This is a genomic window from Dyella sp. AtDHG13, assembly GCF_003201105.1.
GTDB classification, from domain to species: domain Bacteria; phylum Pseudomonadota; class Gammaproteobacteria; order Xanthomonadales; family Rhodanobacteraceae; genus Dyella; species Dyella jiangningensis_B.
In genome coordinates this window covers 149,078-162,430 of sequence record NZ_QICJ01000006.1, presented here as the reverse complement: position 1 = coordinate 162,430, position 13,353 = coordinate 149,078, and the positions used below count along the sequence as shown (strand labels likewise).

Here is a 13,353-nt window from a genome sequence, read left to right as displayed (position 1 = left end):
CCTCAAGCAAACTGCTTGAGGAATCGCAGATCGTTCTCGAAGAACGCGCGCAGATCGGAGACGCCATAGCGAAGCATCGCGAAGCGTTCCACACCCAGGCCGAACGCGAAGCCGGTGTAGCGCTCCGGGTCGATGCCGCAGTTCTTCAGCACGTTGGGGTGCACCATGCCGCAGCCCAGCACTTCCAGCCAGCGCGTGCTGCCGTCCTCCGCGTCCCAGCGGATGTCCACTTCCGCCGAGGGCTCGGTGAAGGGGAAGTAGCTCGGGCGGAACCGCATCTCGAAATCGCGCTCGAAGAACGCGCGGATGAACTCGGCCAGCGTGCCCTTGAGGTCCGCGAAGCTGGAGGTTTCATCCACCAGCAGGCCCTCGATCTGATGGAACATCGGCGAGTGCGTCTGGTCCGAATCGCTGCGGTACACCTTGCCCGGCGCAATGATGCGGATGGGCGGCTGGCGTCCCTGCATGGAACGCACCTGTACCGGCGAGGTATGCGTGCGCAGCAGGCAGCCGTCGCCGAAGTAGAACGTGTCGTGCATGGCGCGCGCCGGATGGTGCGGCGGGAAATTCAGCGCCTCGAAGTTGTGCCAGTCGTCCTCGATCTCCGGACCGTCGGCGCGCTGGTAGCCCAGGCGCGAGAAGATCGCGGTGATGCGCTCGAGCGCACGCGTGATCGGGTGAATGCCGCCGCGCTCGCCGTTGCGGCCCGGCAGGCTGATGTCGATGGTTTCGGAGGCGAGGCGATGATTAAGCTCCGCCTGCTCCAGCACCTGCTTGCGCGCGGCCAGCGCGTCGGCAAGGCGATCCTTGACGCGGTTGACCTCGGCACCACGCGCCTTGCGCTCGTCGGGCGACAGCGCACCCAGCGCCTTCAGCGCGGCGGTGACGATGCCGCTCTTGCCCAGCAGGCTGACGCGCAGCGCATCGAGCGCTTCCAGCGTGTCGGCCTTCTCGATATCGGCCAGCGCGGTCGAGGCGCGGCTATCCAGGTCATCCATCGATGCGACTCTCGCTTTATTCCCTCTCGCTGCTGGGGAGAGGGCTGGGTGGAGGGGCTGCTCGTGCGATATCGCCCGATCGAAGCACGCCTCGTGCTGCGATTGAAAACCGTGGCAAGACGTGTCCCCTCACCCCGACCCTCTCTCCGGAGGGGAGAGGGAGCAATATCGCGAACAACCCAAACAAAAACGGGGAGGAGGCTGGTGGCCTCCTCCCCGCTTGATCACATCATATCGTCAGTGCGCAACGCGCAAGACGATCAAGCGGCCAGACTGGCCTTCGCCTTCTCTGCGATCGCGCCAAACGCCTTGATGTCGTGCACGGCGATGTCTGCCAGCACCTTGCGGTCGACGGTGATGCCGGCCTTGGACAGGCCGTTGATCAGGCGGCTGTACGACAGGCCGAACTGGCGAGCCGCAGCGTTGATACGAACGATCCACAGGGCGCGGAACTGACGCTTGCGCTGCTTGCGGCCGATGTAGGCGTACTGACCAGCCTTGATGACGGCCTGGTTGGCAACGCGGAAGACCTTGCGACGGGCGTTGTAGTAACCCTTCGCGCGGCCAATGATCTTCTTGTGACGACGACGGGCGGTAACGCCACGCTTAACACGAGCCATGGTTTAGTCCTCCGCCTTAGAGATACGGCAACATGCGTGCCACACCCTTGGTGTCGCAAGCCTTGACGTGGTTGGTAGCGCGCAGGTTGCGCTTACGCTTGGTCGACTTCTTGGTCAGGATGTGCGACTTGAAGGCGTGACCGGCCTTGAACTTGCCCGACGCGGTCTTGCGAAAACGCTTCGCCGCCGCCCGGTTGGTCTTGATCTTGGGCATGGAAATGCTCCTTGATGGGGCTGAGCCCCGGTTTCTGACTGATCTGGCGGCGCCTGGGGCGCTCTTTCCGTCCTGCCAGCATCGGTGCACGACCCGTCCTGGTGGGTCGAACCGGCGATTATAGGGAGGTTTGGGGGGATTTGCCAGCCTGGGCTGTCCCCTCGGGTAGCCCGGATGGAGCGAAGCGGAATCCGGGGTCGGCTGGCCCTGGGGTGTCGTGTCCCGGATTGCGCTTCACTTCATCCGGGCTACGGGGGTAGCGGAAGGGCCAACCTGGCCTCGGAGCCCAACTCCCTCGCCGTCATTCCCGCGAAAGCGGGAGGCGCTTCATCAACAGCCGAATGGCTGGTCATCCAGCGACTTTCAGCCTTGCCTTAGTCCTAGGAAAGACACTGGATTCCCGCTTTCGCGGGAATGACGGGCTACGTAGGGCAGGCTTTCGCGAGCATCCGCCCCTCACCCCCCGCCCTCTCCCCGAAGGGGAGAGGGAGTTGGGGCGCGGCAAGATTGGAGTCGCTCGTGACCAGACGGCCAGGAACGCCCCAAGCGCCCAAACCGCAAACACCCCACCAACGAAAAAGCGGCCCACAAGAGCCGCTTTTCCCATATCTTCCCGAAACTTACTTCTTCTTCGGGCCGATCATCATGACCATCTGGCGGCCTTCCAGGCGGGGGAAAGACTCCACCACGCCGTTCTCGCCCACGTCTTCCTGGATCTTCTTGGCCAGGTTCTGGCCCAGGTCCTGGTGGGACATTTCACGGCCGCGGAAGCGGATGGTGACCTTGACCTTGTCGCCTTCCTCGAGGAAGCGAAGCATGTTGCGCAGCTTGATCTGGTAGTCGCCCACGTCCGTGACCGGACGGAACTTCACTTCCTTGATTTCGACCTGCTTCTGCTTCTTCTTGGCCGCCTGGGCCTTCTTCTGGGCTTCGAACTTGAACTTGCCGTAGTCCATGATGCGGCAGACCGGCGGGTCGCCATTCGGCTGGATCTCGACCAGGTCCAGACCCGCTTCCTGCGCCATGGAAAGCGCTTCGTCGCGGCTCAGGATGCCCAGCTGTTCCGAATCGGGACCGATGACACGAACGCGCGGCACGCGGATTTCGTGGTTACGGCGATTGCCCTTAGTGTCGGTGGTAGCGATACCACTATCCTCCAGAAGAGTTTCTTGATTATGCCGGCCCGCCGCTTAGCGACGGGTCTCGGCTTCCAGGCGTTCGGCGAACGCGGCCAGCGGCATGCTGCCCAGGTCTTCGCCGGAACGTGTACGCACAGAAACGGCCCCTGCTTCCTTCTCGCGATCTCCGACGACCAGCAGGTAAGGGACTTTCTGCAACGTATGTTCGCGGATTTTATAGCCGACCTTTTCATTGCGCAAATCGGCGTGTACGCGGAAACCTTTGTCGACAAGGGTTTGCGTCACTTCGCGGACATAGTCGGCCTGGGCGTCCGTGATGCTGAACACGGCGGCCTGCACCGGCGACAGCCACGTCGGCAGCAGGCCGGCGTGATGCTCGATCAGGATGCCGATGAAACGCTCCATCGAACCGACGATGGCACGATGCAGCATCACCGGGTGACGACGCTGTGAATGCTCATCCACGTACTCGGCGCCCAGGCGCTCGGGCATCATGAAGTCCACCTGCATCGTGCCCACCTGCCAGGCGCGGCCGATGGAGTCTTTCATGTGGTACTCGATCTTGGGGCCGTAGAACGCACCCTCGCCCGGCAGTTCTTCCCACGCCACGCCGGCCGCGCCCAGCGCGGCGCGCAGAGCATCTTCGGCGCGATCCCACACTTCGTCGCTGCCGATGCGCTTGTCCGGGCGCAGGGCGATCTTCAGGGCGATGTCCTCGAAACCGAAATCGCCGTAGACCTTCATGGCCTGCTGGTGGAACGCCGTTACCTCGGACTCGATCTGCTCTTCCGTGCAGAACACGTGGCCGTCATCCTGCGTGAAGGCACGCACGCGCATGATGCCGTGCAGCGCGCCCGAGGGCTCGTTGCGATGGCACGCGCCGAACTCGCCGTAGCGGATCGGCAGCTCGCGGTAGCTGTGCAGGTCGGTGTTGAAGATCTGCACGTGGCCCGGGCAGTTCATCGGCTTCAGGGCGTAGGTGTGCTTCTCCGACTCGGTGAAGAACATGTTTTCCTGATAGTTGTCCCAGTGGCCGGATTTCTTCCACAGCGACACGTCCAGCACCTGCGGGCAGCGCACTTCCTGGTAGCCGCTGTTGCGGTACACGCGGCGCATGTACTGCTCCACCTGCTGCCAGATGGCCCAGCCCTTGGGGTGCCAGAACACCATGCCGGGGCCTTCTTCCTGCTGGTGGAACAGGTCCAGAGCCTTGCCGATCTTGCGGTGATCGCGCTTTTCGGCCTCTTCCAGCTGGTGCAGGTAGGCCTTCAGGTCCTTGTCGTTGAGCCACGCCGTGCCGTAGATGCGCGTGAGCATGGCGTTGTTGGAATCGCCGCGCCAATACGCGCCTGCCACCTTCATCAGCTTGAACGCACGCAGCTTGCCCGTGTTGGGCACGTGCGGGCCGCGGCAAAGGTCCGTGAACTCGCCCTGCGAATACAGCGACAGCTCCTCGTTCGAGGGAATGCTCTCGATGATCTCGGCCTTGTACTCCTCGCCCAGCCCGCGGAAGAAGCTCACCGCCTCGTCGCGCGACTTCACGCTGCGCGTCACCGGCAGGGCTTCCTTCACGATCTTTTCCATCTCCGCCTCGATCTTCACCAGATCGTCGGGCGTGAACGGGCGCTCGTACGCGAAGTCGTAATAGAAGCCGTTGTCGATCACCGGACCGATGGTGACCTGCGCGCCCGGATACAGGCGCTGCACGGCCTGCGCGAGCAAGTGCGCCGTGGAGTGACGCAGGATGTCCAGCGCCTCCGGGCTTTTCTCGGTGACGATTTCCAGGCTGGCGTCGTTCTCGATGGGGAAACTGGCATCCACCAGCTTGCCATTCACCTTGCCGGCCAGCGTGGCCTTGGCCAGGCCGGCGCCAATGGAGGCAGCCACGTCCTGCACCGTCACGGGATGGTCGAACGGTCGCTTGCTGCCGTCGGGTAGCGTGATTTCGATCATGTTTGCACCTGATTCGAGCCGCTTGATGAGGCGTGCTCATTTGCTTTTGAAAAACCCCGGGAAACCCAGCCTTCCCTACTCGTCATTCCCGCGGAAGCGGGAATCCAGTGCCTTTGCCTTTAAAGCTTAAAGTCGCTGGATTTCCGCTCTTGCCCCCTTTTCGGGGTTCGCGGGCATGACGGTGAGGCGAAAACCGCGGCAATCCGGTACTTCAAAAAAAACCACAAAAAAAAGGACGCCACGCGCCCTTCTCGCAAAACAAGGCGTGGCTTGGATCAGCGTTGGAAGTCAGTAGTCGCCATGTCGCACACTCGACCGGCGCGAGACGCGCGGGCCACCTTGTCTCCGGGGTTGAAAACAGCTGGAACGCTAGTTTAGCGCACCTGCCGCTGTCAATTCAGTAGATCTACCCGATTCCGGCGGCAAGGCACCCGGCTAGAATGCGCGCCCCATCCACGGAGGTTTCCCGATGCGCGTTCTCGTCACCGGCACGGCCGGCTTCATCGGCGCCGCCCTTGCCCAGCGCCTGCTGGCTCGCGGCGACGAGGTGTACGGCATCGACAACCACAACGACTATTACGACCCGTCGCTCAAGGAAGCCCGCCTGGCGCGGTTCTCCAGCCACGCCAACTACACGCACCTGCGCGCCGACCTGGCCGACGCCGAGGCGGTGAACCGGGCCTTTGCCGACTTCCGGCCCCAGCGCGTGGTGAACCTCGCCGCGCAGGCCGGCGTGCGCTACTCGCTGAAAAACCCGCAGGCCTATGTGCAGAGCAACCTGGTGGGCTTCGTGAACATCCTGGAGGCCTGCCGCCACGACAAGGTGGAGCACCTGGTCTACGCATCCTCCAGCTCCGTCTACGGCGCCAACCGCAAAATGCCGTTCGCCATCGAGGACGCCGTCGACCACCCGGTCAGCCTGTACGCGGCCAGCAAGAAAGCCAACGAACTGATGGCGCACACGTACAGCCACCTGTACGGCCTGCCCACCACCGGCCTGCGCTTCTTCACCGTCTACGGCCCCTGGGGCCGGCCCGACATGTCGCCCATGCTGTTCGCCGACCGCATCAGCCGTGGCGAACCCATCGACGTATTCAACTACGGCAACCACAGCCGCGACTTCACCTATATCGACGACATCGTGGAAGGCGTGATCCGCACCCTCGATCACCCTGCCCTGCCCGACCCCGCCTACGACGCCGTGCACCCCAACCCCGGCACATCGAATGCGCCCTACCGCGTCTACAACATCGGCAACGACCAGCCCGTGCAACTGCTGCGCTTCATCGAGCTGATGGAACAGCACCTCGGCCGCAGCGTGGAAAAAAACCTGCTCCCCATGCAGCCCGGCGACGTACCCGACACCTGGGCCGACGTCTCCGCCCTGCGCCGCGACGTCGGCTACGCGCCGGCTACCACCATCGAGGAAGGCGTTGCGCGCTTCGTCGCCTGGTACAGGGAGTATTTTGAGAAGTGAGTGAAGAGGAGTGAGAAACGGAGAGAGCTAGAAGTGAGTGAAGAGGAGTGAGAAACGAGAGAATCTCGCCGCTACCCATCATTGCGCCGACAACCGTAGCCCAGATGAAGCAAAGCGCAATCCGGGAAAACCTCGCCTCACCGTTACAACACTAGCCGCACCGCCGCACGCCCATCCCGGATTCCGCTTCGCTTCATCCGGGCTACGTGGCTCACTCCTCTCCCCTATTTCCTGCCTCAAAACGGCTTGGCGATCACCAGGAACACGATGCCTAGCAACACCAGCACCGGTAGCTCATTCATGATGCGCAAGGTCTTGGACGAAGGCAGCGCCTCGCCCTTCTCCGCCCGCTTGAGCAGCCGTCCAGTCCAGCTGAAATAAATCAGCATCAGCACCACCAGCGTCAGCTTGGCATCGATCCAGTGCATTGACGCCACCACGTTCGGCAACGCTTGCGGAAACACCCGCCACCCTTCCCACAGGGCAAGACCGAACAGAAAGGCCACGCCGAACATGTTGTGCCCGAAGCGATACAGACGCCGCCCCATCAGCAGCAACCGCGCCTTGACCGCCGGCTGGTCGCCCACCTCGGCCACGTTCACCAGGATGCGCGGCAGGTAGAACACCGTAGCCATCCAGGCGATGACGAACACCACGTGAAAGCTCTTGATCCAGAGATACGTCATCACGGTTTCCTCGGGGACGGGAGGCGCACCATCGCCGAACGAAAACGCCACGGCCAGTGCTGAAAGTCGCCCAAGCATCAAACCGCCCCCGCACCACGTCAAGGCTCCACGTCCGTGACAAGGCGGCGCAGCGCGCGCGGGATCGATGCGCCGCGCCATCCCGGATTCCGGCGTCGACTTCATCCGGGCCACGGGCTCGTATCACGCCAAGCTTCCGCGCCCGATGACAGGGCGACGCACCGTAGCCCGGATGGAGCGCAGCGGAATCCGGGATCAAGCTGGCGGCAATCCTTACCAAGATCCTCGCCACCGAAGCTCCTCGACTCCGCGCTAGCGTCATCGACACGCCGCGCATCCCGGATTCCGCCTTCGGCTTCATCCGGGCTACGGTTACTGATAGAGCATGGTGAAGGTCATCGACGTGTTCGCCGCGCCGGGCGTCACACGTGTGGCGGTTTGGTAATAACGTGCCTTGAACGGAATGGTGTAGCTGCCGCCATTCGTCTTGTCGTAACCGGCGAAGGTTTTGTACGTCGACAACGGAAAGACGGCGCCATTGCCATCCAGTAGTTGCACGCCCACACCGGTGGCGCTCGAGGTGCTGGCGCTGTTGTCCAGGGCCACCACCGCCCATGGTCAAGGTGGCGCCGGCGAGCGTCGCCGGCCTGGTGCTGGCCTGCGTCTCGGTGACGGCATGCCGCCATGCGGCAAGCCAACCGGTGGATGGCATGCAGGGGCAAAACCCGAAGGCGGGCCTGGTGGTGGCGCCGGATGCCGACACGGCCCTTTCGCCTGCACCGGCGTACAAGCTGGGAGGTTCCAAGTCGCACGGCAAGGCGTTCTCGCCGATGCGCAAGACCCATGCCGGCACGGCGCTCGATGCCGCCGCCGCGACGTCCGGCAATGCGCCGGCAGCGGCGACCACGGCGCAGACGCCGGCCAACACCACTTTCGCCGCTCCGGCGGCCGAGGGCGCTACGTCCACCACGGCAAGCTTTATGACACCGAACGCGGAATCACGCCCCCACCCTGCCGCCGCGCCGGCGTCGGCGCCCACGGTATCGACCACGGTGGCCCTGGCACAGCCGGGCGCGTCGTGGGCGGCATGGGGCGTGCCGGCCGCGGCGACGGTGGCCACGTCGGCTGCGCTGCTGTTGCTGGTCCGGCGCACGCGCCGCAAGAAAGACACCCGCGCCACGGGCAATGTCACGGTGATCAGCTGGAAGGACTGGCGCTACCCCACCATGACGGCCTCGCGCGCGGAATTCTTTGGCGCGGAGCTTCCCGAACTCCCCCGCGTGTGGCCGGTGCACAGCGTGCGCCTGGACAGCTGGGCGCCCAACACCGGTGAAGCGCCGCGGATGAAGCCGGCCAGGACAGCCGCTACGGCCTGGTGAAGCCGATGCGCCCGCCGAAGATCGATCTGTCGCTGGACGACGACGCCTTCCTGCACTGGGTCACCGGTACGCAGGTGAACGACCCTGTCGATGCGCCGGTGTCGGGTGAAGAAAACGTGGTGTCGAACGCGCTGGCGGATGCACCTGTGGCGGCCATCGCCGTGGCATCCGTGACACCTGTCGAAACAGGCGAGGACGTCCGTAGGATTACCGAAGCGGCCGCACCGGCCCAGGATTACGATAATTCTTCGTCACCTGCCGACGGTGTCGCGATGGCCTCGCCCGTGCTGTCCGCGCAGTCCCCCGCTGCACCTGCGGTGCAGGAAGCCGCTCGTGCCGAAGAAGCCGTGGCCAACGCGCAGCCGAGCGTGGCCGAGGCGGAAGCCGCACAACGCAACGCCATGGAACGCGAACTGCAGGAGCGCGAAGCGCTGCTTGCGGCGGCAGAGGCACGCGCAGCCGCGGAACGCGAAGCCGCCCTGCGCGAAGCCCAGCAACGCGAAGCCGCCGAGCGTGAAGCCGCGCGCCGCGAAGCACAGCAGCGTGAAGCCGCTGAGCGCGAAGCCGCCCGCCGCGAAGCCATGCAGCGTGAAGCGGCGGCGCGTGAAGCCGCCGAACGCGAAGCCGCGCAGCGCGAAGCCAAGCGCCTGGAAGCTCAGCAGCGCGAGGCCAGCGCGGCCAAAGCCAAGCTGGAGGAGAATTCGCGCCAAGACGCCATCGCCGAGGCCAAGAAGCAGCTCACCGCCGGCTACCCGGCCAAGGCGCTCGATGCACTGGCGCCCGCACTGGCGGCACCGCACGCCTCGGGCGAAGCCTGGACCGTCGCCGGTTGGTGCTGGTGGCGCACGGCGCGCGACAACGGGCCGAACGCCGACAAGGCCGTGATGCAGGCCATCGAGGCCTTCCATCGCGCCATTGCCGCGGAGCCCAGCCGCGAGGCCATGCTGGGCAGCGCGCTGATCCGCTGCCATCTGTTCATGGCCGACCACTTGCAGGGCGATGCGCGCGCCGAGAGCCTGGATGCCGCGCTGCGCTTGATGGATCGCGCAGCCCCGGCCCGCCAGAACGGCGACAACAAGTTCGTGCTCGACCACGCCAGCGCGCTGTACGAGCGCGCCATGCTCTCCAGCCCCGAAGCGCGCACGCACCAACTGGCGCAGGCGGAACAGCGCCTGGCAGGCTTGTCGGCCAGCGATGTGGATGCCGAGGCTCGCTGGTTGATGGTGTCGGTGTGGCTGGCCCAAGCCCATCACGCGCAAGGCCGCGCCGCCGATGCGCTGCTCACGCGCGCCGCCGATGCCTTGTCGACGGTGCCCGCCGACGCGACGCAGGACATGCGCGACAACTGGCTCGCCCGCCTGATCGACGTGGAACTGCTGCGCCTGCGCGAGTTGAAAGCCGCCGCGCGCCTGATGCGCCTGCGCCAGCTGCGCGACACCTACGTGCCGAAATTGCAGGACGTACGCACCGTGCTGCCGCTACTGTCGTGGATCAAGGTGCTGCGCGAGTGGGCCGGCATGCTCAGCGAACGCCCGGCCCGCGAGAAATTCGCGGAAGCCGAGCAGCTGTTCGAACGGATCGAATCGCTTTCGCCCGACGACATCGGCGCGGTGCATTTTGCGCGGGCCTACTACCTGCGCCTGCGCTCGGCGAACGAATCGGTGGGTGCGGCGCTCGATACGCTGGAACAGGCCGACGCCCTGCTCGCCCATACCCGCTCGCAGGCGCTTTCCCCGGAAACGATCCTGCTCGGCCGCGCCGAAGTCGCGCTGGCCCGCGCTGCGCTGGTGGACCCGCGCGAGCGTGGCGCCGCGCTGAAACAAGCCATTCACTACTCCGATGCCTCGGCCGCGGTGGAGGACGGCAACCTGGCACGTGCGCTCACCTGCGGCATCACCGCCCGCCTGGCGCTGTTCGACATCGCCAAGCCCTCGGCCGGGGAAGCTCGCGAGCTGGTGTCGCTGGCCGAGCGCCTGCGCGTCGCCGCGCCGTACGAACCCGATGCGCTTCGCCTGTCGGCACGCTGCTCTTTCGTCGCCGGCAACGCCGCGGACGCTGCCCGGCTGTGCGAAACCGCCTGGGACGCCGGCTGCCACGATGCCGAGCTTCTGCGCCTGTGGCGCGACTCGCTGACACGCCTGCCGAACGCGCCCGCCGAGGCCGCCAACGACCCTCAATGGAAACGCCTGAATCAATGCATGCGCCTTGCGCAAAGCATCGGCCAGAGCACCCGCTAACCCCCGCCATCATCGATCTACCAGGAGACCCCAATGAACGCCGCAGAAATGTCACAGCGCATGTGGAACACCCGCTATGGCGTGATGAACGCCATTGCCGCCGACAACCTCACTACCCGCTCGCTCAGCCTGCTGGGCGAATGGATGGAGCAGGAACTCGACCTGCTCAGCACCTTCGTCGAAGAAGGCCAGACCGTCGTGGAATTCGGCGCCGACTACGGCGCACACACGCTGTGGCTGTCGCGCGCCGTCGGCGCACAGGGCGAAGTGCACACCGCCGAGCCGCGCCGCCTGGAATTCCAGCAGCTGTGCGCCAACCTGGCCATTAATGGCCTGACCAACGTGCACACCCTGCCCGTGTGGCTGGGCCGCCATTCCAGCCAGGCGCAGCTGGTGGACCTGCTGCCCAACATCGGCACAGCCACCAACGAGCGCGTGCGCGTAACCAACATCGACAGCCTGGGCCTGGAAGCGCTGCACCTGCTCAAGGTGAACCAGCCCGGCACGCTCGAAGGCGTGCTCAGCGGCGCCGACGAAAGCGTGCGCAAGCATCGCCCGGTGATCTACCTGCGCCTGGGCACGGTGGAACAGTCCATCGCCGAGGTGAAGGTGATCAAGGAACTCGGCTACCGCTGCTGGTCCCACCTGCCCTACCTGTTCAACAAGGACAACTACGGCGACCAGACCGACAACATCTTCCCCGGCCGCGTGTTCCAGAACGTCATCGCGGCACCGATCGAGGGGCGTCTCTCCTTCGACCATCTGCAGGAAATCTGATCCGCAAAAAAGCCTCCGACCGGAGGCTTTTTTGTATCCACGCAGCCACGTGATCACGTAGCCCGGATGAAGCGCAGCGAAATCCGGGACCCTTCATTCCCCATCCCTACGCACATTCTCCGTCCGGCCCCAAGCGTGGTGCTCGTTCCAAGCGGTATCGCACGTCCACCCCGGATTACGCTCCGCTTCATCCGGGCTACGGCGGCGTGCTACGTGTTTCGGCGATGAAGCCTGACGGACTATCGCGCATGAAACCCTACAGGCGATCAGCCCAGGCATTGCTATGGTAGTGACGCTGCTCGCGGGGTCTTCGGACGGGTTGCGGGCGGCCACGGCAGCAGTGTCGTGAGTAGCGCGGGCTGCATGGGGTGCCTCCCATGCAGCCCGCTGACCACCACCAACTTCTGGAGAGTTGATCATGGCTACGCCGGATCATAAGGCACGCGTTCACCCGTCTTTTACCAAAGACAACCACCTCACTCTTTTCCCCGACAGTTCGCATAGCGCGAATCCGACAGCGCCACCGCGCAGCGTTGTGCTCCCCGCATCCATGACCCGTTTAGGTGGCAGCACCCTCGCACGTCGACGGCGAGGCGTGACTCCGCATGCCGCGACATGGGCGGCATGCGGAGACGGACAGCGTCATGGAGCAAGGCCCGCATCAAAGGCCGGAGCGGCCCGCGCGGGCAACGCCATCGGGATGTCGCGATAAGCGGCGCATCGGCGTGAGGTTTACGCAGGTCGGTTGATCCCCCTGTGGCGTGCCCCTTCGGCACGCCACACCCAGAATCAGTAGCCCGGATGGAGCCGCAAGGCGGAATCCGGGTTTGTCGCGCGTGGCAAGCGCAAAACAGCGACGATGAATACCTTGGATGTTCTCGCACGTCTTTCCCGGATTTCGCTACGCTTCATCCGGGCTACGGGCTGTGCGACTCGTAGCCCGGATGGAGCCGAAGGCGGAATCCGGGACTCCGGCTGCCGAGAAAAGCGGACCGACAATACGCATATCCTGGCTCAACGAGGCGTTATCGCACGATGGTCCCGGATTCCCGCTACGCTTCATCCGGGCTACGGCCGCTGTCGTGATGTTGGACGATGCCGGTAGATTGGCTGGATGGTCAACTATCGACGCACCCTTGTGATGGGTGGAACGTATTTCTTCACAGTCGTGCTGCGTAACCGGCGTGCGGACACCCTGGTGTCGCATGTCGATATGTTGCGCGATGCATTGCGCCAGACGCGTCTTCGGCGACCGTTCCATATCGACGCGTTCGTGGTGCTTCCAGAGCATCTGCATGCCATCTGGACGCTACCGGCTGACGATGCGGATTACTCAGGCCGCTGGCGCATGTGCAAATCGCTGTTCGTGCGGCATCTCCCGCGACGCGGATGGGCCGCTGACGCCAGGCGCATCTGGCAGCCACGATTCTGGGAACATCTGATTCGCGACGAAGCCGATTTCGCCAAGCATGTGGATTACATCCACTACAACCCGGTCAAGCATGGCCATGTCGGTCGGGTCGCGGATTGGCCATGGTCGTCGTTCCATCGTTTCGTGCGGGATGGCCGATTGCCGATGGATTGGGCGTGTGCGGGCGAGCCAGCTGGGCGACTTGGCGAGTAACTGCGCTTTTGTTCGGGCTGCGGACCGAGGTGATCCCGGATTCCGCCTTTGGTTCCATCCGGGCTACGTGCTACGTGGGGTCAGTCCAGGGTCAGTCGCCCCAGAAAACAGAAGCGGCGCAAGCTCGAAAGCTGCGCCGCTGCTGATTCCAAATTGGTGGGCGGTACAAGGATCGAACTTGTGACCCCTACCATGTCAAGGTAGTGCTCTACCGCTGAGCTAACCGCCCGG

General features: G+C 64.6%; 12 protein-coding genes and 1 tRNA gene. 5 read left to right on the top strand and 8 right to left on the bottom strand.

The window, feature by feature from the left end; translation table 11 throughout:
• Window positions 1-2: 2 nt before the first annotated feature.
• The 5 genes from pheS to thrS all read right to left on the bottom strand — a co-directional run bounded on the left by pheS (window position 3) and on the right by thrS (window position 4,924).
• A complete protein-coding gene (gene pheS, locus BDW41_RS12095) occupies window positions 3-998 on the bottom strand; it encodes a phenylalanine--tRNA ligase subunit alpha (RefSeq protein ID WP_074547794.1) in 996 nt (331 codons plus the stop codon).
• A gap of 260 nt (window positions 999-1,258) precedes the next feature.
• Window positions 1,259-1,618, bottom strand: a complete 360-nt coding sequence (gene rplT / locus BDW41_RS12090) for a 50S ribosomal protein L20 (RefSeq protein WP_038615749.1) — start codon at window positions 1,616-1,618, stop codon at window positions 1,259-1,261.
• A 16-nt stretch (window positions 1,619-1,634) separates the two neighbouring features.
• Window positions 1,635-1,832, bottom strand: a complete 198-nt coding sequence (rpmI, locus tag BDW41_RS12085; protein ID WP_019467379.1) for a 50S ribosomal protein L35 — start codon at window positions 1,830-1,832, stop codon at window positions 1,635-1,637.
• A gap of 620 nt (window positions 1,833-2,452) precedes the next feature.
• The gene (gene infC / locus BDW41_RS12080; protein WP_074547795.1) at window positions 2,453-2,977 is read right to left on the bottom strand and encodes a translation initiation factor IF-3; all 525 of its coding nucleotides are present in this window, start codon (window positions 2,975-2,977) and stop codon (window positions 2,453-2,455) included.
• Between the two features lie 45 nt (window positions 2,978-3,022).
• Window positions 3,023-4,924 carry a threonine--tRNA ligase gene (thrS, locus tag BDW41_RS12075; RefSeq protein ID WP_074547796.1) on the bottom strand — a complete coding sequence of 634 codons (1,902 nt, stop codon included), beginning with the start codon at window positions 4,922-4,924 and terminating at the stop codon, window positions 3,023-3,025.
• A gap of 469 nt (window positions 4,925-5,393) precedes the next feature.
• On the opposite strand from thrS, the gene BDW41_RS12070 reads away from it, so the two are divergent.
• Window positions 5,394-6,401 carry an NAD-dependent epimerase gene (locus tag BDW41_RS12070; protein ID WP_074547797.1) on the top strand — a complete coding sequence of 336 codons (1,008 nt, stop codon included), beginning with the start codon at window positions 5,394-5,396 and terminating at the stop codon, window positions 6,399-6,401.
• A gap of 236 nt (window positions 6,402-6,637) precedes the next feature.
• On the opposite strand, the gene BDW41_RS12065 is transcribed toward BDW41_RS12070, so the two are convergent.
• Together BDW41_RS12065 and BDW41_RS12060 are read right to left on the bottom strand one after the other, a co-directional pair.
• Window positions 6,638-7,090, bottom strand: coding sequence for a CopD family protein (locus tag BDW41_RS12065; protein ID WP_199535329.1), 453 nt, complete (start codon window positions 7,088-7,090; stop codon window positions 6,638-6,640).
• Window positions 7,091-7,477: 387 nt separating this feature from the next.
• Entirely contained in the window at window positions 7,478-7,711 is a 234-nt protein-coding gene (locus tag BDW41_RS12060) for a fimbrial protein (RefSeq protein WP_233496855.1), read from the bottom strand.
• An 8-nt stretch (window positions 7,712-7,719) separates the two neighbouring features.
• Here BDW41_RS12060 and BDW41_RS12055 point away from each other — a divergent pair, with 8 nt between their 5' ends.
• The 4 genes from BDW41_RS12055 (at window position 7,720) to BDW41_RS12040 (ending at window position 13,122) form a co-directional block, all read left to right on the top strand.
• Window positions 7,720-8,484 (top strand): hypothetical protein, encoded by a 765-nt coding sequence (locus BDW41_RS12055; protein ID WP_074547799.1) that lies wholly within the window; start codon window positions 7,720-7,722, stop codon window positions 8,482-8,484.
• Window positions 8,485-8,489: 5 nt separating this feature from the next.
• A complete protein-coding gene (locus BDW41_RS12050; RefSeq protein ID WP_146217343.1) occupies window positions 8,490-10,721 on the top strand; it encodes a hypothetical protein in 2,232 nt (743 codons plus the stop codon).
• 33 nt (window positions 10,722-10,754) lie between these two features.
• The gene (locus tag BDW41_RS12045; RefSeq protein WP_074547801.1) at window positions 10,755-11,498 is read left to right on the top strand and encodes an FkbM family methyltransferase; all 744 of its coding nucleotides are present in this window, start codon (window positions 10,755-10,757) and stop codon (window positions 11,496-11,498) included.
• A 1,114-nt stretch (window positions 11,499-12,612) separates the two neighbouring features.
• Entirely contained in the window at window positions 12,613-13,122 is a 510-nt protein-coding gene (locus tag BDW41_RS12040; RefSeq protein ID WP_074547802.1) for a transposase, read from the top strand.
• Window positions 13,123-13,276: 154 nt separating this feature from the next.
• Here BDW41_RS12040 and BDW41_RS12035 read toward each other — a convergent pair.
• Window positions 13,277-13,351 (bottom strand) — tRNA-Val (locus BDW41_RS12035).
• Between the last annotated feature and the right edge of the window lie 2 nt (window positions 13,352-13,353).